General features: G+C 60.8%; 25 protein-coding genes and 1 pseudogene. 13 read left to right on the top strand and 13 right to left on the bottom strand.

The genetic code is table 11. From position 1 onward, the window contains the following. Positions 1-96: 96 nt before the first annotated feature. Positions 97-567 carry a (R)-mandelonitrile lyase gene (locus BXA01_RS04705; protein WP_076563402.1) on the bottom strand — a complete coding sequence of 157 codons (471 nt, stop codon included), beginning with the start codon at positions 565-567 and terminating at the stop codon, positions 97-99. 96 nt (positions 568-663) lie between these two features. Here BXA01_RS04705 and BXA01_RS04710 point away from each other — a divergent pair, with 96 nt between their 5' ends. Beyond that, entirely contained in the window at positions 664-1,557 is an 894-nt protein-coding gene (locus tag BXA01_RS04710) for a LysR family transcriptional regulator (protein ID WP_076563403.1), read from the top strand. A gap of 333 nt (positions 1,558-1,890) precedes the next feature. On the opposite strand, the gene BXA01_RS04720 is transcribed toward BXA01_RS04710, so the two are convergent. Further along, positions 1,891-2,850, bottom strand: a complete 960-nt coding sequence (locus BXA01_RS04720; protein WP_172833997.1) for an aldo/keto reductase — start codon at positions 2,848-2,850, stop codon at positions 1,891-1,893. Between the two features lie 111 nt (positions 2,851-2,961). Between BXA01_RS04720 and BXA01_RS04725 the strand changes: the two genes are divergently transcribed. Then, the gene (locus BXA01_RS04725) at positions 2,962-3,732 is read left to right on the top strand and encodes an alpha/beta hydrolase (protein ID WP_076563405.1); all 771 of its coding nucleotides are present in this window, start codon (positions 2,962-2,964) and stop codon (positions 3,730-3,732) included. Between the two features lie 250 nt (positions 3,733-3,982). Continuing rightward, on the top strand, positions 3,983-4,849 hold the full coding sequence (locus tag BXA01_RS04730) for a CAP domain-containing protein (RefSeq protein ID WP_076563406.1): 867 nt from the start codon (positions 3,983-3,985) through the stop codon (positions 4,847-4,849). Position 4,850: 1 nt separating this feature from the next. On the opposite strand, the gene BXA01_RS04735 is transcribed toward BXA01_RS04730, so the two are convergent. Together BXA01_RS04735 and BXA01_RS27080 are read right to left on the bottom strand one after the other, a co-directional pair. Beyond that, entirely contained in the window at positions 4,851-5,654 is an 804-nt protein-coding gene (locus BXA01_RS04735) for an OBAP family protein (RefSeq protein ID WP_083957539.1), read from the bottom strand. A 95-nt stretch (positions 5,655-5,749) separates the two neighbouring features. After that, positions 5,750-5,905: a hypothetical protein gene (locus tag BXA01_RS27080; protein WP_172833990.1), complete on the bottom strand. Its 156-nt coding sequence runs from the start codon at positions 5,903-5,905 to the stop codon at positions 5,750-5,752. A gap of 188 nt (positions 5,906-6,093) precedes the next feature. Here BXA01_RS27080 and BXA01_RS04745 point away from each other — a divergent pair, with 188 nt between their 5' ends. After that, complete coding sequence (locus BXA01_RS04745) at positions 6,094-6,522, top strand: nuclear transport factor 2 family protein (RefSeq protein ID WP_076563407.1); 429 nt, start codon at positions 6,094-6,096, stop codon at positions 6,520-6,522. Between the two features lie 76 nt (positions 6,523-6,598). Here BXA01_RS04745 and mqo read toward each other — a convergent pair whose 3' ends face one another. Further along, positions 6,599-8,245, bottom strand: a complete 1,647-nt coding sequence (gene mqo / locus BXA01_RS04750; protein WP_076563408.1) for a malate dehydrogenase (quinone) — start codon at positions 8,243-8,245, stop codon at positions 6,599-6,601. Between the two features lie 529 nt (positions 8,246-8,774). On the opposite strand from mqo, the gene BXA01_RS04755 reads away from it, so the two are divergent. After that, positions 8,775-9,206, top strand: coding sequence for a nuclear transport factor 2 family protein (locus BXA01_RS04755; protein WP_076563409.1), 432 nt, complete (start codon positions 8,775-8,777; stop codon positions 9,204-9,206). A 167-nt stretch (positions 9,207-9,373) separates the two neighbouring features. On the opposite strand, the gene BXA01_RS27565 is transcribed toward BXA01_RS04755, so the two are convergent. Together BXA01_RS27565 and BXA01_RS27570 are read right to left on the bottom strand one after the other, a co-directional pair. Then, positions 9,374-10,237, bottom strand: a complete 864-nt coding sequence (locus tag BXA01_RS27565; RefSeq protein WP_442961913.1) for a methyl-accepting chemotaxis protein — start codon at positions 10,235-10,237, stop codon at positions 9,374-9,376. Between the two features lie 42 nt (positions 10,238-10,279). After that, positions 10,280-11,008, bottom strand: a pseudogene (locus BXA01_RS27570) (MCP four helix bundle domain-containing protein); the annotation flags it as partial. A 222-nt stretch (positions 11,009-11,230) separates the two neighbouring features. On the opposite strand from BXA01_RS27570, the gene sodC reads away from it, so the two are divergent. The 3 genes from sodC (at position 11,231) to BXA01_RS04775 (ending at position 12,675) form a co-directional block, all read left to right on the top strand. Then, positions 11,231-11,752, top strand: coding sequence for a superoxide dismutase family protein (gene sodC, locus BXA01_RS04765; protein WP_056789153.1), 522 nt, complete (start codon positions 11,231-11,233; stop codon positions 11,750-11,752). A gap of 126 nt (positions 11,753-11,878) precedes the next feature. Next, on the top strand, positions 11,879-12,193 hold the full coding sequence (locus tag BXA01_RS04770; protein WP_016775151.1) for a DUF2388 domain-containing protein: 315 nt from the start codon (positions 11,879-11,881) through the stop codon (positions 12,191-12,193). An 80-nt stretch (positions 12,194-12,273) separates the two neighbouring features. Beyond that, positions 12,274-12,675 carry a hypothetical protein gene (locus BXA01_RS04775; RefSeq protein WP_172833998.1) on the top strand — a complete coding sequence of 134 codons (402 nt, stop codon included), beginning with the start codon at positions 12,274-12,276 and terminating at the stop codon, positions 12,673-12,675. Here the strand turns inward: BXA01_RS04775 and ligD are convergent, their stop codons facing one another. Both ligD and BXA01_RS04785 read right to left on the bottom strand, forming a co-directional pair. Then, positions 12,676-15,318, bottom strand: coding sequence for a DNA ligase D (ligD, locus tag BXA01_RS04780; RefSeq protein ID WP_076563412.1), 2,643 nt, complete (start codon positions 15,316-15,318; stop codon positions 12,676-12,678). Positions 15,319-15,450: 132 nt separating this feature from the next. Next, entirely contained in the window at positions 15,451-16,188 is a 738-nt protein-coding gene (locus BXA01_RS04785; protein ID WP_076563413.1) for a tellurite resistance TerB family protein, read from the bottom strand. A gap of 260 nt (positions 16,189-16,448) precedes the next feature. On the opposite strand from BXA01_RS04785, the gene pcsA reads away from it, so the two are divergent. Continuing rightward, positions 16,449-17,171 carry a phosphatidylcholine synthase gene (gene pcsA / locus BXA01_RS04790; RefSeq protein WP_076563414.1) on the top strand — a complete coding sequence of 241 codons (723 nt, stop codon included), beginning with the start codon at positions 16,449-16,451 and terminating at the stop codon, positions 17,169-17,171. Between the two features lie 135 nt (positions 17,172-17,306). Here the strand turns inward: pcsA and BXA01_RS04795 are convergent, their stop codons facing one another. Next, on the bottom strand, positions 17,307-18,119 hold the full coding sequence (locus BXA01_RS04795) for a class I SAM-dependent methyltransferase (RefSeq protein WP_076563415.1): 813 nt from the start codon (positions 18,117-18,119) through the stop codon (positions 17,307-17,309). A gap of 230 nt (positions 18,120-18,349) precedes the next feature. Between BXA01_RS04795 and BXA01_RS04800 the strand changes: the two genes are divergently transcribed. After that, entirely contained in the window at positions 18,350-18,811 is a 462-nt protein-coding gene (locus BXA01_RS04800) for a GNAT family N-acetyltransferase (protein WP_076563416.1), read from the top strand. Positions 18,812-18,828: 17 nt separating this feature from the next. On the opposite strand, the gene BXA01_RS04805 is transcribed toward BXA01_RS04800, so the two are convergent. The 3 genes from BXA01_RS04805 to BXA01_RS04815 all read right to left on the bottom strand — a co-directional run bounded on the left by BXA01_RS04805 (position 18,829) and on the right by BXA01_RS04815 (position 20,847). Continuing rightward, entirely contained in the window at positions 18,829-20,040 is a 1,212-nt protein-coding gene (locus BXA01_RS04805; protein WP_076563417.1) for a cytochrome c biogenesis protein DipZ, read from the bottom strand. An 87-nt stretch (positions 20,041-20,127) separates the two neighbouring features. Continuing rightward, the gene (locus BXA01_RS04810; protein ID WP_073471218.1) at positions 20,128-20,550 is read right to left on the bottom strand and encodes a hypothetical protein; all 423 of its coding nucleotides are present in this window, start codon (positions 20,548-20,550) and stop codon (positions 20,128-20,130) included. A gap of 33 nt (positions 20,551-20,583) precedes the next feature. After that, positions 20,584-20,847, bottom strand: a complete 264-nt coding sequence (locus BXA01_RS04815) for a DUF2790 domain-containing protein (RefSeq protein ID WP_016775158.1) — start codon at positions 20,845-20,847, stop codon at positions 20,584-20,586. 297 nt (positions 20,848-21,144) lie between these two features. On the opposite strand from BXA01_RS04815, the gene BXA01_RS04820 reads away from it, so the two are divergent. From BXA01_RS04820 to BXA01_RS04830, 3 genes are all read left to right on the top strand, one after another. Then, positions 21,145-21,885, top strand: a complete 741-nt coding sequence (locus BXA01_RS04820) for a response regulator (protein WP_039762337.1) — start codon at positions 21,145-21,147, stop codon at positions 21,883-21,885. Beyond that, complete coding sequence (locus BXA01_RS04825; RefSeq protein ID WP_076563418.1) at positions 21,882-23,192, top strand: ATP-binding protein; 1,311 nt, start codon at positions 21,882-21,884, stop codon at positions 23,190-23,192. The genes BXA01_RS04820 and BXA01_RS04825 overlap by 4 nt, the downstream gene beginning before the upstream one ends. Positions 23,193-23,342: 150 nt before the next feature. Continuing rightward, positions 23,343-24,389: a class I SAM-dependent methyltransferase gene (locus BXA01_RS04830; protein WP_076563419.1), complete on the top strand. Its 1,047-nt coding sequence runs from the start codon at positions 23,343-23,345 to the stop codon at positions 24,387-24,389. Positions 24,390-24,414 lie beyond the last annotated feature (25 nt).

Here is a 24,414-nt window from a genome sequence, read left to right on the forward strand (position 1 = left end):
TGTAGGATCTGCCGCAGGCTGCGATCTTTGATCTCCAAAGCAAGATCAAAAGATCGCAGCCTAGCTGCACTCGACAGCTACTACAGGGTGCCTCGCTTAGCGCGGATATTGCTCATCACTGACCTGCTCCATCCAGTCCACCACCTTGCCATACAGCACTTCGGCAATCGCAATGTGACTCATCGCCGTCGTCGGCGTTGCCCCGTGCCAATGCTTGGCGCCCGGGGCAATCCACACGGTGTCGCCCGGGCGGATTTCACGCGCTGGCTGGCCCCACTCCTGCACGAACCCTGCCCCGGAAGTGACGATCAATGTCTGCCCCAGCGGATGGGTATGCCACGCCGTTCGCGCGCCAGGCTCAAACGTTACGGTCGCGCCACTGACCCGCGCCTCGTCGGTACCTTTGAACGGCGCATCCACCCGCACCGTGCCGGTAAACCAGTCAGCCGGGCCTTTGGCCGAAGGTTGCGAGCCATTCGGTGTGACCGTGACACGCGGATTTTCAGTGGCATACACCTCGCCAGCCAGCAGCGAGAGCGTCAGTGCGGAAGCAGCAATCGGGTTCATGGCATTTCCTCCAATAAATGATGCAACCACTGTAGCGATCCGCACTCTTTGGATAATCGACTAGAATCCGAAAAAACTTATGCAGGACGATCATCAATGCTTCGGGAAAACGCCACCGACCTGCTCGCCTTTCTTGCCGTCGCCCGTGAACGCAGTTTCACCAAGGCTGCGGCCAAACTCGGCGTGTCGCAATCGGCGCTTAGCCACACCATTCGCAGTCTCGAGGCGCGACTCGGCCTGCGCCTGCTGACCCGCACCACGCGCAGCGTTTCGCCGACCGAGGCCGGCGAACATTTGCTGCAAACCATCGGCCCGCGCTTCGAGGAAATCGAGGTGGAACTGGCCGCCCTGAGCAACCTGCGCGAAACCCCGGCGGGAAAGATCCGCATCAGCGCCACCGACCATTCGCTGAACTGGATCCTGCGTCCGGTGTTGCAGGATTTCCTGCCGCAGTACCCGGATGTGTCCGTCGAGGTTTGCTGTGACTATGGCTTCGTCGACATCGCCGGCCAAGGCTTCGATGCCGGTGTGCGCCTGGGCGAAGACGTCGCCCAAGGCATGATCGCCACCCGTATCGGTCCGGACATGCGCATGGCCGTGGTCGGTTCGCCCGCCTACTTCGCCCGGCGCCCTGCACCGCAAACCCCGCGCGACCTGACCGACCACGCCTGTAACAACCTGCGCCTGCCAACCAATGGCGGACTGTATTCGTGGGAGTTCGAAAAGGACGGTGAAAGCCTGAAAGTGCGCGTCTCCGGCCAGGTCACCTTGAATGGCGTGTACCCATTGCTCGACGCCGCGCTGGACGGTTTCGGTCTGAGCTACATCCCGGAAAACGTCGTTGCGCCGTTTCTGGCGGACGGTCGCCTGGTCCAGGTGCTGGGAGACTGGTGCCCGGCATTTTCCGGTTATCACCTGTACTACCCGAGCCGACGCCAGGCAGCGCCGGCGTTTGCGTTGTTGCTGGAGGCGTTGCGCTATCGCAGTTGAGTCACTTTTTATAGCAGCCGGCAGCCCCCCACGCTGCCTTGGCTAACTGGTTCGCCTCCAATAAAGAATTTGCCCGCACGATTGCGATTTGGCCTCTCTGGCTTCCCATGCACACATACTCTGCGGTTTCGCCGATTACCTTGAGGGACGTCAATATCAGGCAGACGCCTGCCAAACCAAGAAATCTCTGGTGTTTCACGTTCATGACTGTTCGGCCGTTTGGCTGGAACTGCATGATTGGCTTCAGGCACAGCTCAGCCAACTGTCAGGGTTGACAGTTTTTTAGAACAATTTGCAATTAATCAAAAGGGCTTCGCGAATTTTCAAGGCTGATCAGCCCAGCAACGCAATCAACTGATGCCGCTGCGCATCGGTCAACATCGGCCCAAAACCGGCTCCGGCGTTGTCAGCCATGTAGCGCGGATTGCTGGTCCCGGGAATCACACAGGTCACCGCCGGGTGCGCCAGGAGAAATTTCAGTGCCAGTTGCGGCCAACTGTTGACCTGTACATCCGAGACCCAAGCCGGCAGCGGCTTGCCTTTGAGCCGGGCGAGCAAATCGCCGCCGCCAAACGGCCGATTACAAATCACCGCCACCCCACGCTCACGGCACAGCGGCAGGATGCGTTTCTCGACCGCGCGATCATCGAGGGCGTAGTTGATCTGCAGAAAATCCAGCTTCTCGGCTTTCAGCACCGCTTCGACTTCGTCATAGGCCGACGAGGTGTAATGGGTGATGCCGATGTAGCGAATCCGTCCCTGCTCCTGCCATTCGCGCAGGGTCGGCAAATGGGTTTGCCAGTCGAGCAGGTTGTGAATCTGCATCAGGTCGATGCGCTCGGTTTGCAGCAGGCTGAAGGACTGCTCCATCTGCGCGATGCCTTCCTCGCGTCCGCGCGTCCACACCTTGGTGGCGAGGAAAGCCGGCGAACGTGGTTCGTGGATCGACAGCAGTTCACCGGTGGTCTGCTCGGCGCGGCCATACATGGGCGAGCTGTCGATCAGCGTGCCGCCCTTTCTGAACAGCGCTTCGAGGACGGCGGGCAACTGCCGGTAAACCGGATCGCCCGGCGCGACGTCGAAACCGCGATAGGTGCCCAACCCGACCATGGGCAGTGCCTCGGAGCTCGAAGGGATGGCGCGGGTCTGCATGGTCTGGTCTCCTGCCGTGTGCGGCGCAGTGGCGGTCGGCGCTACGCTGCTGGCCAACGCCCGATCAATGGTGAACAGCGCCGCAGCCTGGGCAGCCAGGGTGAGCAAGCGGCGACGGGAGTAACCCTCAGTGTGGCGCATGCGTGTCCTCCTGCTGCGCGGATCTGTTGCATGGTGTGTGCGCCGGCTGTCAGGCGCAGGCGCTGAACTAAACTGCCACAGCCAACCTCTCTCCCCGTTAAAAGTAGCCGAATGTCCCGAACCCTGATGTCACTCGTCGTTTTCATCGTTGCCGTGTACCTGCTGCTGTGCGCCGCGCTGTTCGTGTTTCAGCGCTCGCTGATCTGGTTTCCCCAGCCTGCCGCCGTGGTTGCAGCGGATTCGCGCTTGAAACTGTCGATGCCGGATGCCGAGATCTGGGTGACTGACCGAGAGCGCAGCGGAACGCGGGCGCTGATCTATTTCGGGGGCAATGCCGAGGACGTCTCGCGAAATCTGCCGCAATTCGCCGAGGCGTTTCCCGACTACGCGCTGTATTTCCTGCATTACCGGGGCTTTGGTGGCAGCACCGGCTCGCCATCGGAAGCCGCGATTGCCGAAGATGCACTGGCGTTGTTCGATCAGGTCAATGCCACTCATCCGCAGGTCGCCGTGGTCGGTCGCAGCCTCGGTTCGGGGGTGGCGGTGCGCTTGGCCAGTCAGCGGCCGGTGCAGAATCTGATTCTGGTGACGCCGTTCAACAGCCTCGAGGAAATCGCCGAACGGCAATACCCGTGGGTGCCGGTGAAGTGGTTGCTCAAGGATCGTTTCGAATCGGGCAAGTACGCGGCGCATATCCGCACGCCGACGTTGCTGTTGGCGGCCAGTGATGACGACGTGATTGGACGCAGCAGCACGCAGCGCTTGTTCGAGAGTTTTCCCGCGGGCGTGGCGACGCTGAAGGTGGTGCCGGACTCGGGGCATAACTCGATTTCCGAGCGGGGGGAGTATTTGCGGTGGATGGGGGATGTGTTGAATCGCTAGTGGTTGTTTGCCAGTGATAAAGGGGTTGACCGGGGCGGCGTCTTCGCGAGCAGGCTCGCTCCCACAGTTGTTCGAGTACGCCGTAAGCGCGATGTGGGAGCGAGCCTGCTCGCGAAGGCAGCGGTTCGAACAACAGCAATTCAATTGCATTTGCCGCCACTGAACCAAGTCCAAAAAACCCAGTCCTATCCGCGCCGCCACACACGGCTCCCTCACTCTAGCGCAGTCCCCTTTCAGAGCTGTCCGTCCCATGCGCCACGCCGTTCGTTCGTCTCGCTTCGTTTCGCTGTGCCTGCTGAGCCTGTTCCCCTTTTTCACTGAATCCGCCCACGCCAGTGCAGAGCGCGAACTGGTGGCCGCCATCAATGATTACCGCGCCCATCCGCAACGCTGCGACCGCCGCCCTGCGCAGCGTCTGGCGCCGTTGGCTTTGAAATCGAATCTGGCCTTGCCGATCGGCTATCGCTACGGCGGCGGCATGCGCGAGGCGTTGAAGTCTTCCGGCTATTCAGCAATCACGGTGCGCAGCATCCGCATTATCGGAGCCGAAGACGCCGACGAGGCCTTCGATCAGTTGCAGAGCGACTATTGCGCTGCCTTGCTGGATGCGAACTACGCCGACATCGGCGTCAGCCATTCGCGCAATCAATGGCAGGTGGTGCTGGCGCAACCGGTGCTCGACAGCCGCGTCGGTGACAACCGCAGCGTCGGCAAGGCGCTGCTCGCCGAGGTCAACGCCGCCCGCGCCCGGCCGCGCATGTGCGGCCGCCAGCGCTTTGCCGCCGCGCGGCCGTTGAGCTGGAACGCCGCCCTCGGCGCAGCGGCTCAGGGCCACAGCAAAGCCATGGCTTACGGCAATTATTTCGCCCACCGCGATCCCGACGGTGACATGCCGGCCGACCGCGCCCGTGCTGCCGGTTATCGCGGCCGCCAGGTCGGGGAAAATATCGCTGCCGGACAAAGCTCACCAGGCAACGCCATGGCCGGCTGGCTGGCCAGCCCGGGCCACTGCGCGAACTTGATGAACCCGATGTTCACTCAGGTCGGCGCCGGCTTCGCCAGCGAAGCGCGCAGCGACGACGGCGTTTACTGGACGATGCTGTTCGGCGCGCCGTAAATCACGGCTGACTCCGGGCATTCTCATCGCTTGGCGTGGCCGGGCGCGGCATGACGTGTTGATGGCCGGTCGGGTCGTTGAGCTGCACGGCGTTGCCCTTCTGCCACGCATCAGCTCCCGTTGCGACAGGTGCCGGTTTGATCCCGGCGCGAGCCTTTTTCTTCTCGGCACTGTCGATGCCCAGGCGCTGATCGCGCTGGCGGACCATTTGTGCATCGGCTTGACCGTCAGCGGTAAAGCCCATCATCAACTGCGGCACGCCCAGTGGCAGTTGCTTGTCCTGATCGGTGTGCCAGGTGTGCCAGGTCTTGCCGTAGGTATTGGCGAGTTTTTCCATCAAGCGCGTTTCTGCCACTTGCGGGATGCCCGGCGCGACCAACTGGCCGGAAGTCACTTCGTGGGCATGGCTGTGCCACAAGGCTTTTTCTTTTGCCGGCAATTGCGTAAACAGGCGCTGGCTGATGATGTATTCGACGCCCATCAACTTGGCTTCAGCGGTGTTGCCGTCGTAGATCACGCACTGGAACACTTCTTCGTTGAGCGCCGAGCAGTAGTGGTGCGCTTCCATCTGCGCGCCGGGATGACCGTTGTAAAAATGAAAGCCATCAAGGTACATGTTCAACGCGCGGATTGGCGGTTTGTCCTGCAACCACTGCGCGCCGACTTCAAGCATTTCAGTATCGGAGGCCTTGGCCTGGCCGGGCGTCTGCACCGGCGAATCGGTGTTGCTCATGGCGCAACCGGCCAATGCGGCGACCATCAAACCGATAGGAACCCAACGTCCCTGTGAGGTTGTCGTACGCATGTTTCACTCCTCGAACTGTCAGTGACGGGCGCGTGCTGGCCCTGTTCTGCAACTGAAAGCAGGAGAACGGCGGAGTTCGAAAAAAAGCGCGCGGATCAGACTGGAGAGATCGTCGCCAGCACGCCGATCAGAATGGTCAAGGTCAGAAAACCGCCGAGAAAAATTGCCATCTTGTACATGTCGCGCTCCTTGATGCGGGTGTGCGGTGCACCGGACGCTTCGGAATGAGGTCGGAGGGTGATTGGCCGCACTGCCGGGGCATTCTGAGCCTGTGGCTGTACTGAATACAGAGGCAGATGAAACAGAAAAATACGGATCAGATGCGCATCTGATCCGCTTCGGGCATGAACAGATATTCAGGCTGAGACTTGGGGATTCACTTTCGGCCCGGTTGATCTACAGTCATTGCCAACCGACAACAATAAAAACCGGAGTGACCATGCCCGACCTCGCCTTGCAGCCCAACGTCGCCGCGTCCCTTGAGCGCTGGCACGCGATGATCCGCAGCGGCAATCTCAAAGCCCTGCCTGAACTGCTCGATCCGCAAGCTGTGTTTCGCTCGCCCATGGCCCACACGCCCTACCCCGGCGCGCCGGTGGTGGCGATGATCCTCAACACCGTGTTCGAAGTCTTTGAAGATTTCGCCTATCACCGCGAATTGGCGACGGCGGATGGCCTGAATGTGATTCTCGAATTCAGCGCCAGGGTCGGCAGCAAGGAACTCAAAGGCATCGACATGATTCGCTTCGATGAGCACGGCAAGATTGTCGAGTTCGAAGTGATGGTACGGCCGCTGAGCGGATTGCAGGCACTGGGCGAAGAAATGGGTCGGCGCCTGGGGGCTTATCTGTCCAGCGCAAAGGCCTGAGTCGTGCCGGTGATCCGGCATAAAAAAACCCACTGACCGTCGCCGGTTCAGTGGGTTTTGTGTGTCAGGGTTCTGCTTACAGAGCCATGTCACGTGCAGCGTTTTCCTTCGGCGCTACGGCTTTGTCAGCCGCAGGTGCCGCCGGAGCAGCTACCTGACCGATCACCGGAGGCGTCGGCAGTTCGAGGATTTTCGCGGTGTAAGCCCACTCAGCAGCCACTTTGGCCGGATCGCTGTTCAGCTGGGTGCCGTAGCTTGGCACGATCTGGTGCAGCTTGGTTTGCCACTCAGGGGTTGCGACTTTGTCTTTGAAGACTTTCTGCAACACGCTCAGCATGATCGGTGCAGCAGTCGACGCGCCCGGCGATGCGCCCAGCAGGCCGGCGATCGAGCCGTCTTGCGAAGCAACGATCTCGGTGCCCAGTTTCAGCACGCCACCAGCGGCTTCATCACGCTTGATGATCTGCACGCGCTGGCCGGCTTGCCACAGGCGCCAGTCTTCGGCCTTGGCGTTCGGGAAGTATTCCTTCAGCGCGTTCAGACGGTCTTCATCCGACAGCATCAACTGGCCGGCAAGGTACTCGACCAGCGGGTATTCCTTGATGCCGACCTTGGTCATTGGCCAGATGTTGTGGGTGGTGGTGCTGGTCAGCAGGTCGAAGTACGAACCTTCCTTGAGGAACTTGGTGCTGAAGGTCGCGAACGGGCCAAACAGAATGACGCGCTTGCCATCCAGAACACGGGTGTCCAGGTGCGGAACCGACATCGGTGGCGCGCCAACCGAAGCTTTACCGTAGGCCTTGGCCAGGTGCTGCTCGGCAATCGTCGGGTTCTCGGTTACCAGGAACGAGCCACCAACCGGGAAGCCTGCGTATTCCTTGGCTTCAGGAATGCCCGACTTCTGCAGCAGGTGCAGAGCACCGCCGCCAGCGCCGATGAACACGAACTTGGCGTCGGTTTCGGTCTTGCTGCCGTCTTTGAGGTTTTTGTAGCTCACACGCCAGGTGCCATCGGCGTTCTTGGTGATGTCTTCGACTTCGCTCGACAGTTTCAGATCGAAGTTGGGTTTGGTTTGCAGGTGAGCGGCGAACTGGCGGGTGATTTCGCCGAAGTTCATGTCCGTACCCAGCGGGCTCCAGGTGGCCGCGATTTTCTGGTTCGGGTCACGCCCTTCCATCATCAGCGGTACCCACTTCTTGATCACAGCCGGGTCTTCGGAGTACTGCATGCCGGCGAACAGCGGGCTCGCCTGCAGTGCTTCGTAGCGCTTTTTCAGGAACTTGATGTTGTCATCGCCCCACACGAAGCTCATGTGCGGTGTGGTGTTGATGAACGAACGAGGGTTCTTCAGCACGCCCTGCTGAACCTGCCACGCCCAGAACTGACGGGAAACCTGGAACGCTTCGTTGATCTCGACAGCTTTCGGGATCGTTACGTTGCCCTTGTCGTCTTCCGGGGTGTAGTTCAGCTCGGCGAGGGCCGAGTGACCGGTACCGGCGTTGTTCCAGCCGTTGGAGCTTTCCAGAGCGACGCCATCGAGGCGCTCGACCATTTCCATCGACCAGGTCGGTTCCAGCTCATTGATCCACACACCCAGGGTGGTGCTCATGATGCCGCCGCCGATCAGCAGGACATCAACTTTCTTGGCTTCGGCAGCATTGGCAGACGACATCCCCATCGCCAAAGCCAGACCGAGCAAGGCTGTGTTCACTTTCTTAAACATCTGTTGCACCTATGATAAAACGCCTTCCGCCCGTCGTTGTTATCAGTCTGCGTTGCGCTTTGTTGACGCTCAGGCTGGCGTCGCGCAATCCGGCACACTTCAATATTGACGGGTGGGCACACAAGGCCGACATGTGGCATCGACCTCAGTTAATGTCCCTTCTGAACTGACTTCTTATCGTTATTGGCTTCAGCTGCTTGAGCGACAGGGATCCCGTCGGCCCGCCCGAAAGGCCAGCCAACCGAATTAGGTCAAAGCAAATTTGGCGCGGAGAATATCACGTCAGGGCGAACCCGCGCGTCTGTTCCCGACTTGAAAGTCTTTTTCCGCTCAGAGACTTATCGGCCATCGGCAACCAAACATGACTGCGATCAGGCATTGGCCTGCAAAGTTTTTTGCGCGATACGCATCGCAACTTGATAAATCGGCGCCAACCGCTCGTTGTTCATGGAGAAAATAACCTGCTAAGTTGTACGATGACTGATGAACCAAGCCAGTCATCCCAACCCAATAACAACAAGGAAACAACATGACCAAATCCCGCCTCCTCATCGGTTTGTTCTGCGCCTTCAGCGCCTGCGTCATGGCCGCCCCTGCCCCAGCGGAAAAGGACGTTGCTCAAGCAGTTGATCACCTGACTCAGGCGATGCTGCATAAAGACATCGCCGAGTTGAACGCTCTGACCGCGCCGAACCTGACCTACGGCCACTCCAGCGGCAAGATTCAGGACAAGCAGGAATTCATCGCCGACATCGAAACCGGCCGCAGCGCATTCAAGACCCTGGAGATGCAGAAGCAGACCATCACGATATCCGGCGATACCGCATTGGTGCGCCACCACTTCTCCGCGCAGGCGTTGAAGGGGACTGAGGTGATTCCGACCGAGATCGAAAATTTCCAGATCTGGCAGAAACAGGGCGGCAAATGGTTGTTGGTGGGGCGGCAGGCGTTCAGGTTTTGATTAAGGGAACATTGGCCTGATTCAGTGTTGCCCGAGCTGGCCTCATCGCGGGCAAGCCCGCTCCCACAGTGGATGATGGTGTACACACCGTTGCATTCACAACATCAAACCCTGTGGGAGCTGGCTTGCCAGCGATAAGGCCGTGATAGACACCAGTCCTACCGCTATCACAACCGAAACCGATCCACCGACCGCGCCAGCTGCCCCGCCAGATTCGACAATTCATCGGTGGTCGTCGCCGTCTGCCCGATCACCCGGCTATTGCCCTCGCTCATTCCCGCAATCATCTCCACCTGATGGGCGATCTCATTACTGGCCTGACTCTGTTCGCCAATCGTGCGGGTGATGTCATTGACCAGGTGCGTGGTGTTCAGCGTGGCGTCGAGGATCTCGCGAATCGCCCGCTCGACTTCCGCCGTCACCGCCATGCCCTTGTCGACCTGCGCCACGCCCGCCTCCATGCTGCTGACCGCCTCGCGCGTGCTGTTCTGGATGCGTGCGACCATCGCTGCGATTTCCTGGGTCGAGGCGCTGGTGCGTGCGGCCAGACTGCGCACTTCATCGGCGACCACGGCAAAACCACGGCCCTGCTCTCCTGCCCGCGCCGCCTCGATCGCGGCGTTGAGGGCCAGCAGGTTGGTCTGGTCGGCGATGCTCTTGATCACCTGAATGATGTTGAAGATCGCCTCGGACTCCTGATCCAGCGTGCGGATCACCTGCGCCGACTGCTGTGCCGAGCGGGCGATGTCGTCCATGTCGCTGACCACTTGATGAATCACCCCGCCACCCTCCTTGGCCAGATTTTCCGCCTGATTGGCCATGCTCAGGGCACGTTCGGCGTGGCGGGTGATTTCTTCGATGCTCGCGGTCATCTGACTGGCGGCGGCCGCCATGGTCCCAGCGGCAACGCTTTGCTGCTGGCTGCTGTCGGCGACCTGATGGCAGCCCTGACTGAGCTGCTCGCTCATGCCGCTGACACCGTGGGCGTTGCGCCGGACCACGTCGATCATGTTGCGCAAGTCACGTTGCATGGTCGCCAATGTACGGATCAGCGCGCTGGCTTCGTCCTTGCCGGCGGGTTCGACAATCGGTTCGCTGAGATTGCCATGGGCAATGCTTTCAGCGATGCGGCTGGCGGATTTGAGCGGCCCCATGATACTCAGGATCACCCAGCGCCCCTGAATCAGCAGCAGCAACAGACTGACGACCAGCACCACTCCCAGCGCGACATTGGCGTGGCGGATGGCCGCTTCAGTGCCTTCGCTGGTGTGCAGGGTGTTGTTTTCGATCAGTTCGCTGAGTGCGCCCATCTGCTCTTCGAGCTGAGTAAAAGCGCTATTGAAAGTACCAAGCTGCTGCTGGGCGGCATCCGGCTTGTCCAGCGCCACGCCGACGATCTGCTCGGCGGATTTGATGTAGGTGTCGAGGCTCGGCTTGATCTGCTCCAGCGCCGTGCGCAGCTGCGGGTTGATCGGCAGTTTCAGGTTGTCATCCAGCACTTCACGAAAATGCCCTGCGTGCTCGGCCAGCGAATCGCGCACTTCTGTGGCGGTGGCGGTGCTCTTGCCCAGGCCGACCAGCATCGCCGAATAGACATCGGCGCGCAGGGCGTCGTGCATCATGTCGGCTTCCATGTGATTGCGCAGCGCGCTCATGCTTACCGTGTTATCGCCGACCGCCGTGGCCATCCGCAGGTTGCCGACGTAACTGACCAGACTCACGATCAGCGCCGTCAGCAGGCTGGTCGCAATCAGCAACACCAAACGCAGTTTGATCGACACCGTGGAATCTCCCGTGGGCACGCTGGATTGCGCTTGTCGGATTTCAGTTAAGCCTATGTGCAGGGAACTGCCGACACAGAGCGTATCGGCTGATGTCAGGGGCGACTTGAATCCGGCAAAACTTTTCAAGCGTGAACCCGGTCACACCTTGCAGCGCCGATGGATAACGCCTTCATCGCTGGTTAACCCCGGCAGGCTATCAATCCATGGCTACGAACATTCATGCAGCTGAAGGAAACGCTTATGAAACGCGCACTGTGGTTTGGTCTGCTCGGCACCCTGGCAATCGGCACCGCGCAGGCGGCAACGGAGAAAGTCGCAATCAACCTAGTCAGCGCCGACGGCGCGCCGCAGGCGATCGGCTCGGTAACAGTCAGTGAGACGCCATATGGCCTGCTGTTCACACCCGAGCTGAAATCATTGCCTGCCGGCATCCACGGTTTTCATGTCCATGAAAACGGCAGCTGCGAAGCGGGCATGAAGGATGGCGTCAAAGGCGCGGCACTGGCCGCTGGCGGACACTTCGATCCGGCGAAAACCGGCAAGCACCTTGGCCCTTACGCCGACGGACATCTGGGCGATCTGCCGGCGGTGTATGTGACGGCTGATGGTGTCGCCAACTACCCAGTGCTGGCGCCACGCCTGAAGAAGATTTCCGAGATCAAGGGCCACGCCCTGATGATTCACGCCGGCGGCGATAACCATTCCGACATGCCCAAGCCACTGGGCGGTGGCGGCGACCGCATGGCCTGCGGGGTGATCTGAACCGACTGAGCGGTGAAAAACTCGGACTCACGGCTTTTCACCGCTCACGGAACTCCCGCGCGCCGTTCACCTCTGACGTTATGTAGTCCCTTCCCTTTTTGCTTAGCGCTTGTGGAGGAACACGTCATGCGCAAGTTAGTCCTGATTTCTTCTTTAATGCTTTGCCTGCCGGTCGGATCGGCGCTGGCCCGCGTTGACGCGGGTGACGTCGCCACCTCGGCAGGTGTCTCCGCGTCGCTGTACTCGACCTTCAAGGACGACAAAATGGTGATTCCGGCCCGTGACGACGTGTCTGCGTTCGTTGCAAGCGGCGGGGCCATTCGTGGGGTTTATCTTGAGTCGGTACTGCAACAGGTGCGCCAGGCCAACCCTGGCTTGAACGCCAGTGATGAAGACCTGGCTAACGCCATTCTGGTGCAATACGAAGGCGTGCAGCAGTAGTCACGAGGGAAGCAGCGGCCGATGGACGGCCGCTGAGTGCGCATAGGCAAACATGTCCGACGGCCTCTATGATGGAGGCCATGACGACCACCGTGCCCTTGCGCTCACCCTGCCCTCCCGGCGCCTGCATCTGCGGGCGCGAACCGTTGCTGGAAACGCCCGGCGCGGATGTGCGCATCCTGCGCCTGACGCGTGCCGAGGAAAAAATCCTCTTGGCACGTCTCGAACAACTCAAAGACCTCGCCGACCTCAAACGCCTGCAACAGCGTATGTACGAGCAACTCGGCATCCGTGTCGACGTCGCCCCCGGTTTCAACGAAGTCCGCACCATGCGCGGCATCGCCATTCAGATCGAAGAGCTGCCAGGCCTGTGTCGCAAGACTCGCGCGGCGATCCCGGCGGCGATTCGCAAGGGCCTGGAAAACCACCCGCAAATCGCCTTCGAACTGCTCAACGCCCACGACTTGCTGCGCGACACCTGATCACTTTTTCATGCCGACGCGTTTGCGCATCTCGGCGGTGATGGTCTGACGGGTTTTCTTCATGTCCGCCCAAGGTTCATCGCCGACTTCGGTCAGACGCTCGTGAACGTTGTAGATGTTCCAGTGATTACCACCCTTGATTTCAGCGACTTCCTCTCGGTACAGCGGCACCGACACCGGCATGCCTTCGCGCGCCCGTGCGGCGTAGGCGCAAATGGTGGTGGCACCGAGCCCGTTGCGCAGGTAATCGATGAAGATCCGGCCGACGCGGTTTTTCGGCCCGGACACCGCTGAAATGCGGTCCGGCAGCAACTTGGCCATGTGGCTGACGATGGCGTGGCTGAAGTCCTTCACTTCGTCCCAGCCATGCTTGCGCGTCAACGGCACCACCAGGTGAATGCCTTTGCCGCCGCTGGTTTTCAAGAAGGCTTGGAGGCCCAACTCATCGAGCACAGTCAGGGTCAGCGCGGTGGCTTCAACCATGCTTTTCCATGGCAGCGCAGGATCCGGGTCGAGGTCGAGGACGAAGCGATCGGGCTTGTCCAGATCCACCTTTGTAGCGTTCCAAGTGTGCAGCTCGACGGTGCTCATCTGCACCGCGCCGACCAGCGCTTCGGGATTGTTGATCATCATCACTGGCTGGCCGGTGACGTCCTTGTCCAGTGCAGTGATACCGGGGATAGCCAGGCGATCGGCGTTCTTCTGGAAGAACAGTTCGCCGGCGATGCCGTCCGGTGCACGCACTAAGGCCACGGGACGATCCCTGAGTTGCGGCAGGATGTGTTCGGCAACGCTGGCGTAATACTGCGCCAGTTGCATCTTGGTCGTGCCGCTGACCGCATCGATCACTCGATCGGGGTGAGTGATGCGTACCTTGCCGCCGGCCAGACCTGCTTGCGAAGGCGCGATTTCGGTTTTTTTGCTGGCGGCGGTTTTCTTTGCCGGCTGCTTGTCGGCGGTTTTGGTCTTTTCAGTCTTTTCGGTCTTTTCGGTCTTTTCGGTTTTTTCGGACTTGGCAGCTTTCACAGGCTTCGCTCGCTCCTCGGTAATGTCCTTGGCCGGTTTGTCATCGCGCAAACCATGGAACACGGCATGCCGCACCGAGCCGTCCTTGGTCATCTCGGCGAACGCCACCTCCGCCAGCAATTTCGGCTTGAGCCAGTGCACGCCTTTGGCCTCGAAACCGCTGGGCGGATTGACCACTGCGGGAGCTTTGGTCTGCAACGGCTTGAGTTGGGCGAGGATGCTTTTCAATGTGGTTTCGTTGAACCCGGTGCCGACCTTGCCGGCGTAGCGCAACTCGCCGCTGTCACGGTCGTGCAGGCCGAGCAGCAAGGCACCGAAGGCACTGCGCGCGCCTTTCGGATCGGTGTAGCCGACAATGACGAATTCCTGGCGATGTTTGCACTTGAGCTTGATCCAGTCACCGCTGCGCCGCGATACATAAGGCGAACCGAGCCGCTTGCCGATCAGGCCTTCCATCTGCATTTGGCAGGCGCTGTTGAGCAGCGCGTCCGGGGTTTCTTCGAAGGCTTCGGAGAAGCGCAGCGTTGACGATTCTTTCTGCGCGCCGAGGATGGTGCTCAGCGCGGCGCGGCGTTCTTCGACCGGCACGTCGCGCAGGTCGACGCCATTCAGATACGGCGCGTCGAACAGGTAATAAACAATATTGCCGCTGCGTCCGGCATCGAAAGCATTCTGCAACGCCTGAAAATCCGGCACACCTTGCTCATTAGCCACGACCATTTCGCCGTCGAGCCATGCCGATTCCAGACCCAGCGCCGCCAGTGCCTTGGCCTGCTGCGGGAGTTTGTGCGTCCAGTCGTGGCCATTGCGGGTGAACAGCTGCACCTCATCGTGATCGATCCGCGCCATGATCCGGTAGCCGTCGAACTTGATCTCGTAGCTCCACTGCCCTTCGGGCGCGCTGTCGACCAGCGTCGCCAGTTCCGGCTTGATCAGCGCCGGCAACTTGGCCTTGCGCGCGCCGGTAAGCTGCCCGGACGCCTGCTTGCGCGGCTTGGCCGGGGCCTTTTTCACCGGTTTGGCTTTATCGGCAGCAGCCGCAGATTTACTGACGATCGTGCGCTCGCTGAGCACGCTGTCGGGCTCGGCGACCAATACGTCGAAATCATCCTGCGGGCGCGCGGCGTTGTCCTGATGCTTGATCAGGAACCATTGATCTTTCTTGCCCGGCATGTGCGTGCGCACCAGATTCCACACGCCGCCGAGCTTCTCGCCTTGCAACTCAAACTTGAGCCGGCCCTTGGCATAGGCCTTGTGCGGATCGTCCAGCGGAATCCACACACCGCGATCCCAGACGATCACATCACCGGCACCGTAATGCCCCTCGGGAATGCTGCCTTCGAACGTCGCGTAATCGAGCGGATGATCCTCGACATGAATCGCCAGACGCTTGACCGACGGGTCCAGTGACGGTCCCTTCGGCACCGCCCAACTCTTCAGGGCACCGTCGAGCTCGAGGCGAAAGTCGTAATGCAGGTGCGATGCGTCGTGCTTCTGGATGCAGAACTGCAAGGCATGATCCTTGGCCGACTTACGGCCCGAGCGCTTGACTGCGGCCGGTTCCGACGTCGCGGAAAAATCACGCATACGGTTGTAATCGTCGAGGTTCCTGTTCATGAGCACACCGATGGCAGACGGGTTCTGTTATGCAGAAGAGCGACACGGCGGCGGAAAAATTCAATCGAGCTAAAAAAGCCCCGGACGGATGGAGCGGCCGGGGCTGGCAGTGTCGGGAATTTTTACAGCGGGTCAGGCTTGCCCTCTTGCCTGCTGTTCCAGATGCACCTGCAAGTCGGGATCGATGTTCAAGGCTGCCGCCAGCTCATCGAGATAGCTGCGTTCGGCGTCCTGTTGATCGTTCACCAGCATGACGCTGGCCAGGTACATTTCGGCGGCTACGGCAGGATCGCCGTCAGCGGATTGCGCCACTTCGCGGGCATCCAGCGGCTTGGCGACTTCGGCGTCGAGCCATTGTTGCAACTGCGGGTCGGCGGTGTGTTTGCCGATTTCGCTGCTGATCAGGTGCTTTTCTGCGTCGTCGATGCGGCCGTCAGCCTTGGCGGCGGCGATAAGGGCGCGCAGTACCGCGTGGCTGTGGGTTTCGATTTGCGGGCCGGCGAGCAGGTCGGCGGTTTGTGGCAGCTCCTGCGGCGCGGTGCTGGCCTGGCTGCGTTGCCAGGCTTGATACGCTTGGTAAGCCATCATGCCCAGCGATGCGAGCGCCGCGTAACTGGTCCCGCCGGTACGGCTTCTGCTACCGCCACCGAGGGCGCTTCCCAAGCCACCGCCGCCGAGCAAGCCACCGAGCAAACCACCCAGGCCGCCGAGGCCACCCGAAGCAGCCGCGCCACCCGCTCCGGACTGACTGCCGCCGCCCAACAGTCCACCAAGTAAACCGCCCAGGCCGTCACCGGCCGAAGCTCCGCGTTGTTGTCCCGCCGAGGCCTGGCCTCGCAGCAGTTGTTCAAGCAAATCGCTGGTGTTCATGACGTTATCCTCCGAGGCCACGGCCCGATCGCGTCAGGCAACGATAGACCGACGCAGCCATAGCGCCAGCACCGTTGGGCTGACGCCCGATCACCGTTGAATCGCCACGCGAGAAAATTTTCGCCAGCCAGCTAAGATTCAGGGGTGGTGAACCTTATCCCGGCCAAACCGGTCGATAGCTGCAACCCGACCCGGTTTGCCGACGCCCTTTCTGATGATGGGCGATAACCGGCTTGCTTCACTTTCTGGAGAACGCCCCCGTGATATCAACCGTACACATCGCCAGGCTGAAAGCATGGGGCGCCCATGGTTTTACCGCGACCGGCGTGGTCACCGCCTTCCTTGCCACCCTCGCGCTGCTGGAAAACCAGCCGATTCATTGCCTGATGTGGCTGGGCGTGGCGCTGATCGTCGACGGCCTCGATGGCGCACTGGCGCGCAAGGTCAATGTGCAATCGGTGCTGCCGAGTTTCGACGGTTCGATCCTCGATCTGGTGATCGATTACCTGACTTATGTATTCATCCCGGCACTGTTTATCTACCGCTACATTCCCCTGCCCGATTACACCCTGTTGCTGACGGTGTCGGTGATTCTGGTGTCGTCGCTGTTCTGTTTCTGCAACGTCAACATGAAGAGCAAGGACAACTATTTCGTCGGCTTCCCGGCGGCCTGGAACGTGGTTGCGCTGTGCCTGTACATCATTGGCCCGGGCCCGTGGATTACCTTTCTCACCGTGATCGGGCTGGCGCTGCTGACGGTGACGCGGATGAAGTTCCTGCACCCGTTTCGCGTTCGTCGTTTCATGCCGATCAATATCGCGGTGACGGCGATCTGGCTGTTGTGCAGCCTGTCACTGGTGCTCAATCACCCGGTGATCAACCCGCTGGTGATGGGCTTGTGGTTGCTGATGTCGGCTTATTTCCTGGGGATCTGCATCTGGCGCACGGCGCTGGAGTGGTTTGATAGCAGCCATTTGAAATAAGCACATCCCCCTGTGGGAGCGAGCCTGCTCGCGAATGCGGTGGTTCCATCAACATCAAGGTTGGCTGGCACACCTCTTTCGCGAGCAGGCTCGCTCCCACAGAGATCTTCATCGATCAGGATGATCCGATGTGGACTACCGCTTGGTAATCACCACCTCCAGATACTCGCTCGGCACCACCAGCGATGCGTCACCCGCCCGATTCGAGCGATTGAGCAGCTCTGTCAAATCATCCTCCAACGCCTGCCCCGCTTCCGCCGACAACACCGCAAAAGCCTTGTGCACCGGCCCGTACCAGTGGCGAAAGATGTCAATGAAATGCGCCGCCGAGCGGTAGCGGAAATTGAAGTGGCTGCGGGTCACGCGCACGACAAAATCGCGGTCATCGAAATGCTTGTGCAGCCACGCATCCGAGCCCCAGTTCGATGGAGGCTGTGCAACCGCTGGCGGTGGCAGATGCTGGCCGAGAATCTTGAACATCTGGCCGACGAAGCCCTCCGGCGTCCAGTTCGCCATACCGATCCGTCCGCCGCGACGACAGACCCGCCCCAGTTCAGCAGCGGCGGTGACCTGGTCAGGCGCGAACATCACGCCGAACGTCGACAACACGGCGTCGTAGCTTTCATCGGGAAAAGGCAAAGCCTCGGCATCGGCCACCTGAAAAATCACCTCCAGATGTTCGGCCCGGGCGCGATCCTGACCACGCTCCAGCAGTGCCGCCACATAATCGGTCGAAGTCACTACACACCCGCGTCGCGCCGCTGCCAGGGTTGCATTGCCGTTGCCGGCAGCGACATCCAACACCTGTTCATCACAGCGCAGATCGCAAGCCTCGGCGAGGTTTTCCCCAACGATTTGCAATGTGGTGCCGATCACGGCGTAGTCGCCACTGGCCCAAGCGACTTTCTGACGTTCCTTCAGGGCAGTGAGATCAAGCGGGGTACTCATGACAGCGAGCTCCGTGGCAGAAAGAATGCACAGTCGGCGGCGCAGACTGTGCTTGGTCACTATCGCGCCGAGGCTGCCCGGCGTCCCTGCCAATCGTCCGCCAGCCCCCTAAACCCGGCACTTTGCCGATGAGCGGCGCTAATCTGTCAAGCGCCTGATACACCTTGCGCATTGTCAGCGCCGCGGGATTGGTTTCTGATGCGGGCTCGCCCACGCAAAGGACTCGACCGATGTCACTGCACCTCGACTGGCTCGCCGCGCACATGCAACACAGCGATCGCTACGCGGCGTGGATTCACCAACAATTCCACTACGAATACGCCGACCAGCCCCTGGCTCAATGGCAGCGCGAATTTGCCGAGGGCCAAAGCAATGGTGAATGGTCGTGCCTGATTGCCATGGACGGTGAACGCCTGCTCGGTGGTGCCGCACTGGCCCGCAACGACTTGGCTGATCGCGCCGATCTCGGCCCATGGCTCGCCTGCGTATTCGTTGATCCCGAGGCGCGCGGGCAAGGGTTGGCGGAGCAGCTGATTGAAGGGATTTGCGAGGCAGCAAAGCAGCGTGGGGTGTCGCGCTTGTACTTGCACACGCAAGACAAACACGACTTCTACGGTAAACGCGGCTGGCAGCTATTGGAGGGTTTCCAGGCGTGGGAAAAACAACAATGGCTCATGGTCCGCGACCTGTGAGCCATTGGTTTTGTTGATCAGGCTGCCGGTGCCTTGGCCTCCTCCAGCAACTGCTTGATCATCTGCTCCTGCTCGGCATAACGACCTTCACCGAAGTGGCTGTAACGCATCTGGCCCTTGGCGTCGATCAGGTAATGCGCCGGCCAGTATTGATTGTCGAAGTTGCGCCAGATCGCATAGTCGTTGTCGATCGCTACCGGATAGGTGATGCCGAGTTTTTTCACCTGATCCTTGACGTTGTTGATGATGCGTTCGTAGCCGTATTCGGGGGTGTGCACGCCGATCACTACCAGGCCGTCCTTCTCGTATTTCTTCGCCCAGTCTTTGACGTACGGCAGGGTGTGCTGACAGTTGATGCAGTCGTAGGTCCAGAAGTCCACCAGCACCACTTTGCCGCGCAGGGATTCGGCACTGAGCTCTGGTGAATTGAGCCATTGCACAGCGCCCGACAGCGACGGCATCGCGCCCCGGGCCTGGTCCATCATCGAATCGGCGCGGACCTTGCTGACGAAGTAGTCGACCACTTTCGGCACGTTTTCCAGGACGTTTTTCTCGACGCTGGCCACGCCTTCGGAAGAGGTGTTGGCGAGCAGGGTTTTGTCGGCGCCCGTCGAGATCACCGCGACCGTAGCAAGTACCGCAACCCCAGCACCACGGCGCAACCAGCCGCTGAACGGGATCGACGGTTTCAGCCGATTGACCAGACCGCGCCCGGCAAAAATCAACGTGCCCAGCGACAAGGCACTGCCGACGCCGTAAGCCAGCAGCAACAGGCTGGTCTGCGCATTGGCGCCTTGCAACATTGCGCCGGTCAGAATCACCCCAAGGATCGGCCCGGCACAGGGCGCCCACAACAGGCCGGTGGCGACACCGAGCATGATCGAGCCCATCGGTCCGGCACGTTTACGCGTGTCCTGATCGAGACGATTGCCCAGGGCGACGAAGGGCCTGGTCAGCCAGTCACCGACGCGGGCCGAGATCAGCGACAGGGCGAACAGCGCCATGACCAACAAGGCAACGTGGCGGCCGGTGTTGCTGGCCTGAATCACCCACTCGCTGCTGACCACGGCAAGGCTGGAGATCAGCGCAAAGGTCAGCGCCATGCCGGCGAGAGTCAGGAAGATCGAGGAGCGGGTGCGGTTGGCGCCAGCGAACAGAAACGGCACCACCGGCAGGATGCACGGACTGAGAACGGTCAGCAGACCGCCGAGAAATGCGATGAGGTACATAAGGGGTCACCTTGGAATGGGGGCTGGGCACACAACCGGGCAGCGAGGGAAACGCCCCTCGCTAGCTCGCTTTATTTACGCCGTGGCTCATGCAGTCTGGCCGTCCAGCAACTGCCCTTGAGGCGTACGACTGGCACCGTTTTCCGCGACCAGTTGGCCTTGCGGCGTGCGGCTCGATCCATCAGCGGCAACCATCTGGCCCTGCGGTGTGCGGCTCGATCCATCAGCGGCAACCATCTGCCCCTGCGGTGTGCGGCTGGAACCATCAGCGGCAACCATCTGGCCCTGCGGTGTGCGGCTGGAACCATCAGCGGCGACCATCTGCCCCTGCGGTGTGCGGCTGGAGCCGTCAGCGGCGATCAAGGCATCGCTGCCCTCCTTCGCCACGGTGGTCAGCTGGAAGCAGGTGCTGCTGGCGCAACTGCTCTGCTCCACAGCACTGTTGGCGTGGGCGGCGGCACCGGTGAAGGCGAAGGCTGCTGCGGTCAGAAAGCGCGAGACGTTGTTCATGGCAAAACTCCTTGCAGAAAAAGTAGGGATGACTCAGTTCTGGTTGTTGCAGCCGTCAGCGAATTTGCTGTAATCCAGCTCGCGGGTTTTGCCGGCGGAATCGAGGTAGGTCATGCGCGCCTCGGTGATGCCGCAGGTCACCGAGGTGTCTTCGGTCATCGACAGCACTTTCTGGATGTCCAGATGGGTGCCGTAGGTGTAGGTTTGCCGGCTGACGTCAGCTTCGGCGTGGGCCGACAGGGTGCAGATGTTCAGAGCGGCGAACAGGCAGGCGGCGAATACGGATTTGTTGTTCATGGTGTAGTCCTCAAGGCTTCAGTGGGTTTGAGCCGAGGCGGTCTGTGTGTGCCTCGATGGAGCCTATTTGAGGCCTTCGAGGTATCGCGTCTGTGTCAGGAAAGGACGAGAATCACTCGTTGTGTATCCCTGCAGTGTGTAGATACACAGCGATACAAAACCCCGAAAAAATCGTGATTTTGCGTCGGTGTGTATCCGCCGCTGCGGCAGATACACTGCAATACAAAGGCAGGCAGGCGTGCGGTCTACGGCGCTATAGACTGCACGGCATTCCCCCTTTGACAGAGGCTTGAACCGATGGAACATGTCGATCACATTCTCATCGTCGACGACGACCGCGAGATCCGTGAACTGGTAGGCAACTACCTGAAGAAGAACGGCCTGCGCACGACAGTGGTCGCCGATGGCCGGCAGATGCGCAGCTTCCTTGATGCCAACACTGTCGACCTGATCGTGCTCGACATCATGATGCCCGGCGATGATGGCCTGCAGTTATGCCGCGAATTGCGCGTGGGCAAACACAAGGCGACGCCGGTGCTGATGCTCACCGCGCGCAACGATGAGACCGACCGCATCATCGGTCTGGAAATGGGCGCCGACGACTATCTGACCAAACCTTTCGCCGCCCGCGAGCTGCTGGCGCGGATCAACGCCGTATTGCGCCGCACACGCATGCTGCCGCCGAATCTGGTGGTCACCGAAGCCGGACGCCTGCTGGCCTTCGGTCGTTGGCAGCTGGACACCTCGGCCCGGCACCTGCTCGACAGCGACGGCACCATGGTTGCCCTCAGTGGCGCCGAATACCGCCTGCTGCGGGTGTTCCTCGACCATCCGCAACGGGTGCTCAGCCGCGATCAACTGCTCAACCTGACCCAGGGCCGCGAGGCCGATCTGTTCGACCGCTCCATCGATCTGCTGGTCAGTCGCCTGCGTCAACGCCTGCTGGACGATGCTCGCGAGCCGGCCTATATCAAGACCGTGCGCAGTGAAGGTTATGTGTTTTCGCTGCCGGTCGAACTGCTCGGGGCGTCGGCATGAAACTCAAGCTGCAATGGCCGCGCACCCTCGCCTCGCGCCTGTCGCTGATTTTCCTGATCGGGCTGATTCTGGCGCAGGGTCTGTCGTTCGGCGCGCAGTATTACGAGCGATACCAGAGCGCGAAAAACACCATGCTCGGCAACCTCGAAACCGACGTGTCGACCTCGATGGCGATCCTCGATCGCTTGCCTGCCGCCGAGCGCGAAGCCTGGCTGCCGCGATTGGCCCGGCGCAATTACGGCTACCTGCTCAATGAGGGCGAACCGGGCATGCCGGTGACCTCGGCTGAAAAGTCCGTCGCGATCGCTTCGATCACTGCGGCCATCGGTGACACTTATCCAATCGTGTTTACCGAAGTTCCCGGTGGTCCGAGACAACATTTCCAAGGCCACTTGCGCCTGAGCGACGGCAGCCCAGTGACCATCGATATCCGTCCGGCGATGGTGCCGTTGTCGCCGTGGCTGCCGGTGGTGCTGCTCGGGCAACTGGCGTTGCTGATCCTCTGCACCTGGCTCGCCGTGCGCATCGCCATCCGTCCCCTCACTCGCCTCGCCAATGCGGTGGAAACCCTCGACCCCAACGCTCACCCGATCAAACTCGACGAGCAAGGGCCGACCGAAGTGGTCCACGCGGCACGGGCGTTCAACGCCATGCAGACGCGCATCGCCGCCTACCTGAAAGAACGCATGCAACTGCTCGCGGCGATTTCCCACGACCTGCAAACGCCGATCACCCGGATGAAACTGCGCGCAGAATTCATGGACGACTCGGTCGAGAAAGACAAACTGAGCAGCGACCTGGGCGAAATCGAGCATCTGGTGCGCGAAGGCGTGGCCTACGCCCGCAGCGTTCACGGCGCCACCGAAGAAAGCCGGCGTACTGATCTCGACTCGTTCCTCGACAGCCTGGTCTTCGACTATCAGGACATGGGCAAGGACGTGCAGCTCGGCGGCAAAAGCAAAGCGGTAATCGAAACCCGTCCGCAGGCCCTGCGCCGGGTGCTGGTGAACCTGACCGACAACGCCCTGAAATTCGCCGGCGCCGCGCAATTGCAGGTCGAAGCGCAGGGCAACAGCCTGTCGGTGAAAGTCCTCGATCGCGGCCCGGGCATCGCCGAGGCCGAACTGGCGCAGGTGCTGGAACCCTTCTACCGCGTGGAAAACTCGCGCAATCGCGACACCGGCGGCACCGGGCTCGGACTGGCGATCGCCCAGCAATTGGCGTTGGCGCTGGGTGGCTCGCTTATGTTGAGCAATCGTGAAGGTGGCGGGTTGTGCGCTGAACTGAAGTTGCCGCTGCCACGCTGAGAAAAACACCGACTAGACTCATTCATTACCCAGTCGAGGGGGCCGCAGGACGTCTGCTGTGCCCTGCCCCAATCCGTGACCACCGCCCGGTGGCGCCTGCCTCGACATTCAACGCCGCCGGACGGTGATCCTGTTTCAGGAGCACACGTGATGAATGAGGCGAAGCTCAACGAATTCATGGGCAAACTGGTCAACGACATGGGCGGCGCGGCGATGCTGGCCAATGTCATTGTCGGCGAAGAACTCGGTCTGTACCGGGCAATGGCCGACAGCCAACCGATCAGCCCCGAAGCCCTTGCGGCGAAAACCACCTGCAATCCGCGCCTGGTGCGCGAATGGCTCAGCGCCCATGCCGCATCGGGCTATATGGAACACCTTGACGGTCAATTCCGCTTGCCTGAAGAACAGGCACTGGCGCTGGCCGTGGAGGATTCGCCGGTGTACGTCGCTGGCGGTCTCGGCGTGGTGGCGTCGTTTTTCCATGACAAGGACAAACTGGTCAAGGCCATGCGCGGCAATGGCGCCTTGTCGTGGGGCGATCACCATCCGTGCATGTTCAGCGGCACCGAACGCTTCTTCCGCCCCGGCTACAAAGGTCACCTGATTGCCGAATGGCTTCCGGCTCTGGACGGCGTGGTGGCGAAGCTGGAACGCGGCGCCAAAGTTGCCGACATCGGCTGCGGCCACGGCGCCTCGACGGTGATCATGGCCCAGGCGTTTCCGAAATCGCAGTTTGTCGGCTTCGACTTCCATGCGCCGTCAGTCACCGTCGCCACGCAACGCGCCGAAGAAGGTGGCGTGGGCCATCGCGCCAGATTTTTCGAGAGCACGGCAAAAAACTATCCCGGCGGCGACTACGACCTGATTTGCTTTTTCGACTGCCTGCACGACATGGGCGACCCGGTCGGCGCCGCTCGCCACGCTTATGAGTCGCTGAAAGACGATGGCACGGTATTGCTGGTCGAACCGTTCGCCAACGACAAACTGGACGACAATCTCAACGCGGTCGGACGCCTGTTCTACGCCGCCTCGACATTCATCTGCACGCCCAATTCGCTGTCACAGGAAGTCGGTCTCGGGCTCGGTGCGCAAGCTGGGGAAATGCGCCTGCGCAAAGTTTTTGTCGAGGCTGGGTTCAAGCAGTTCCGCCGCGCCACGCAAACGCCGTTCAACCTGATTCTGGAGGCGCGCAAGTAACCCGTGCGGATCGCGTGCTAACCTG

Origin of the sequence: Pseudomonas sp. B10 (assembly GCF_900156235.1) — a bacterium.
In the GTDB taxonomy this organism is placed as follows: Bacteria; Pseudomonadota; Gammaproteobacteria; order Pseudomonadales; family Pseudomonadaceae; genus Aquipseudomonas; species Aquipseudomonas siliginis.

Excerpts from the sequence above, each read along its gene's own strand:
- BXA01_RS04705 (WP_076563402.1), bottom strand. The coding sequence starts at position 567 with ATGAACCCGATTGCTGCTTCCGCACTGACGCTCTCGCTGCTGGCTGGC.
- BXA01_RS04710 (WP_076563403.1), top strand. The coding sequence starts at position 664 with ATGCTTCGGGAAAACGCCACCGACCTGCTCGCCTTTCTTGCCGTCGCC.
- BXA01_RS04720 (WP_172833997.1), bottom strand. The coding sequence starts at position 2,850 with ATGCGCCACACTGAGGGTTACTCCCGTCGCCGCTTGCTCACCCTGGCT.
- BXA01_RS04725 (WP_076563405.1), top strand. The coding sequence starts at position 2,962 with ATGTCCCGAACCCTGATGTCACTCGTCGTTTTCATCGTTGCCGTGTAC.
- BXA01_RS04730 (WP_076563406.1), top strand. The coding sequence starts at position 3,983 with ATGCGCCACGCCGTTCGTTCGTCTCGCTTCGTTTCGCTGTGCCTGCTG.
- BXA01_RS04735 (WP_083957539.1), bottom strand. The coding sequence starts at position 5,654 with ATGCGTACGACAACCTCACAGGGACGTTGGGTTCCTATCGGTTTGATG.
- BXA01_RS04745 (WP_076563407.1), top strand. The coding sequence starts at position 6,094 with ATGCCCGACCTCGCCTTGCAGCCCAACGTCGCCGCGTCCCTTGAGCGC.
- mqo (WP_076563408.1), bottom strand. The coding sequence starts at position 8,245 with ATGTTTAAGAAAGTGAACACAGCCTTGCTCGGTCTGGCTTTGGCGATG.
- BXA01_RS04755 (WP_076563409.1), top strand. The coding sequence starts at position 8,775 with ATGACCAAATCCCGCCTCCTCATCGGTTTGTTCTGCGCCTTCAGCGCC.
- BXA01_RS27565 (WP_442961913.1), bottom strand. The coding sequence starts at position 10,237 with ATGCAACGTGACTTGCGCAACATGATCGACGTGGTCCGGCGCAACGCC.
- sodC (WP_056789153.1), top strand. The coding sequence starts at position 11,231 with ATGAAACGCGCACTGTGGTTTGGTCTGCTCGGCACCCTGGCAATCGGC.
- BXA01_RS04770 (WP_016775151.1), top strand. The coding sequence starts at position 11,879 with ATGCGCAAGTTAGTCCTGATTTCTTCTTTAATGCTTTGCCTGCCGGTC.
- BXA01_RS04775 (WP_172833998.1), top strand. The coding sequence starts at position 12,274 with ATGACGACCACCGTGCCCTTGCGCTCACCCTGCCCTCCCGGCGCCTGC.
- ligD (WP_076563412.1), bottom strand. The coding sequence starts at position 15,318 with ATGAACAGGAACCTCGACGATTACAACCGTATGCGTGATTTTTCCGCG.
- BXA01_RS04785 (WP_076563413.1), bottom strand. The coding sequence starts at position 16,188 with ATGAACACCAGCGATTTGCTTGAACAACTGCTGCGAGGCCAGGCCTCG.
- BXA01_RS04795 (WP_076563415.1), bottom strand. The coding sequence starts at position 18,119 with ATGAGTACCCCGCTTGATCTCACTGCCCTGAAGGAACGTCAGAAAGTC.
- BXA01_RS04800 (WP_076563416.1), top strand. The coding sequence starts at position 18,350 with ATGTCACTGCACCTCGACTGGCTCGCCGCGCACATGCAACACAGCGAT.
- BXA01_RS04805 (WP_076563417.1), bottom strand. The coding sequence starts at position 20,040 with ATGTACCTCATCGCATTTCTCGGCGGTCTGCTGACCGTTCTCAGTCCG.
- BXA01_RS04810 (WP_073471218.1), bottom strand. The coding sequence starts at position 20,550 with ATGAACAACGTCTCGCGCTTTCTGACCGCAGCAGCCTTCGCCTTCACC.
- BXA01_RS04815 (WP_016775158.1), bottom strand. The coding sequence starts at position 20,847 with ATGAACAACAAATCCGTATTCGCCGCCTGCCTGTTCGCCGCTCTGAAC.
- BXA01_RS04820 (WP_039762337.1), top strand. The coding sequence starts at position 21,145 with ATGGAACATGTCGATCACATTCTCATCGTCGACGACGACCGCGAGATC.
- BXA01_RS04825 (WP_076563418.1), top strand. The coding sequence starts at position 21,882 with ATGAAACTCAAGCTGCAATGGCCGCGCACCCTCGCCTCGCGCCTGTCG.
- BXA01_RS04830 (WP_076563419.1), top strand. The coding sequence starts at position 23,343 with ATGAATGAGGCGAAGCTCAACGAATTCATGGGCAAACTGGTCAACGAC.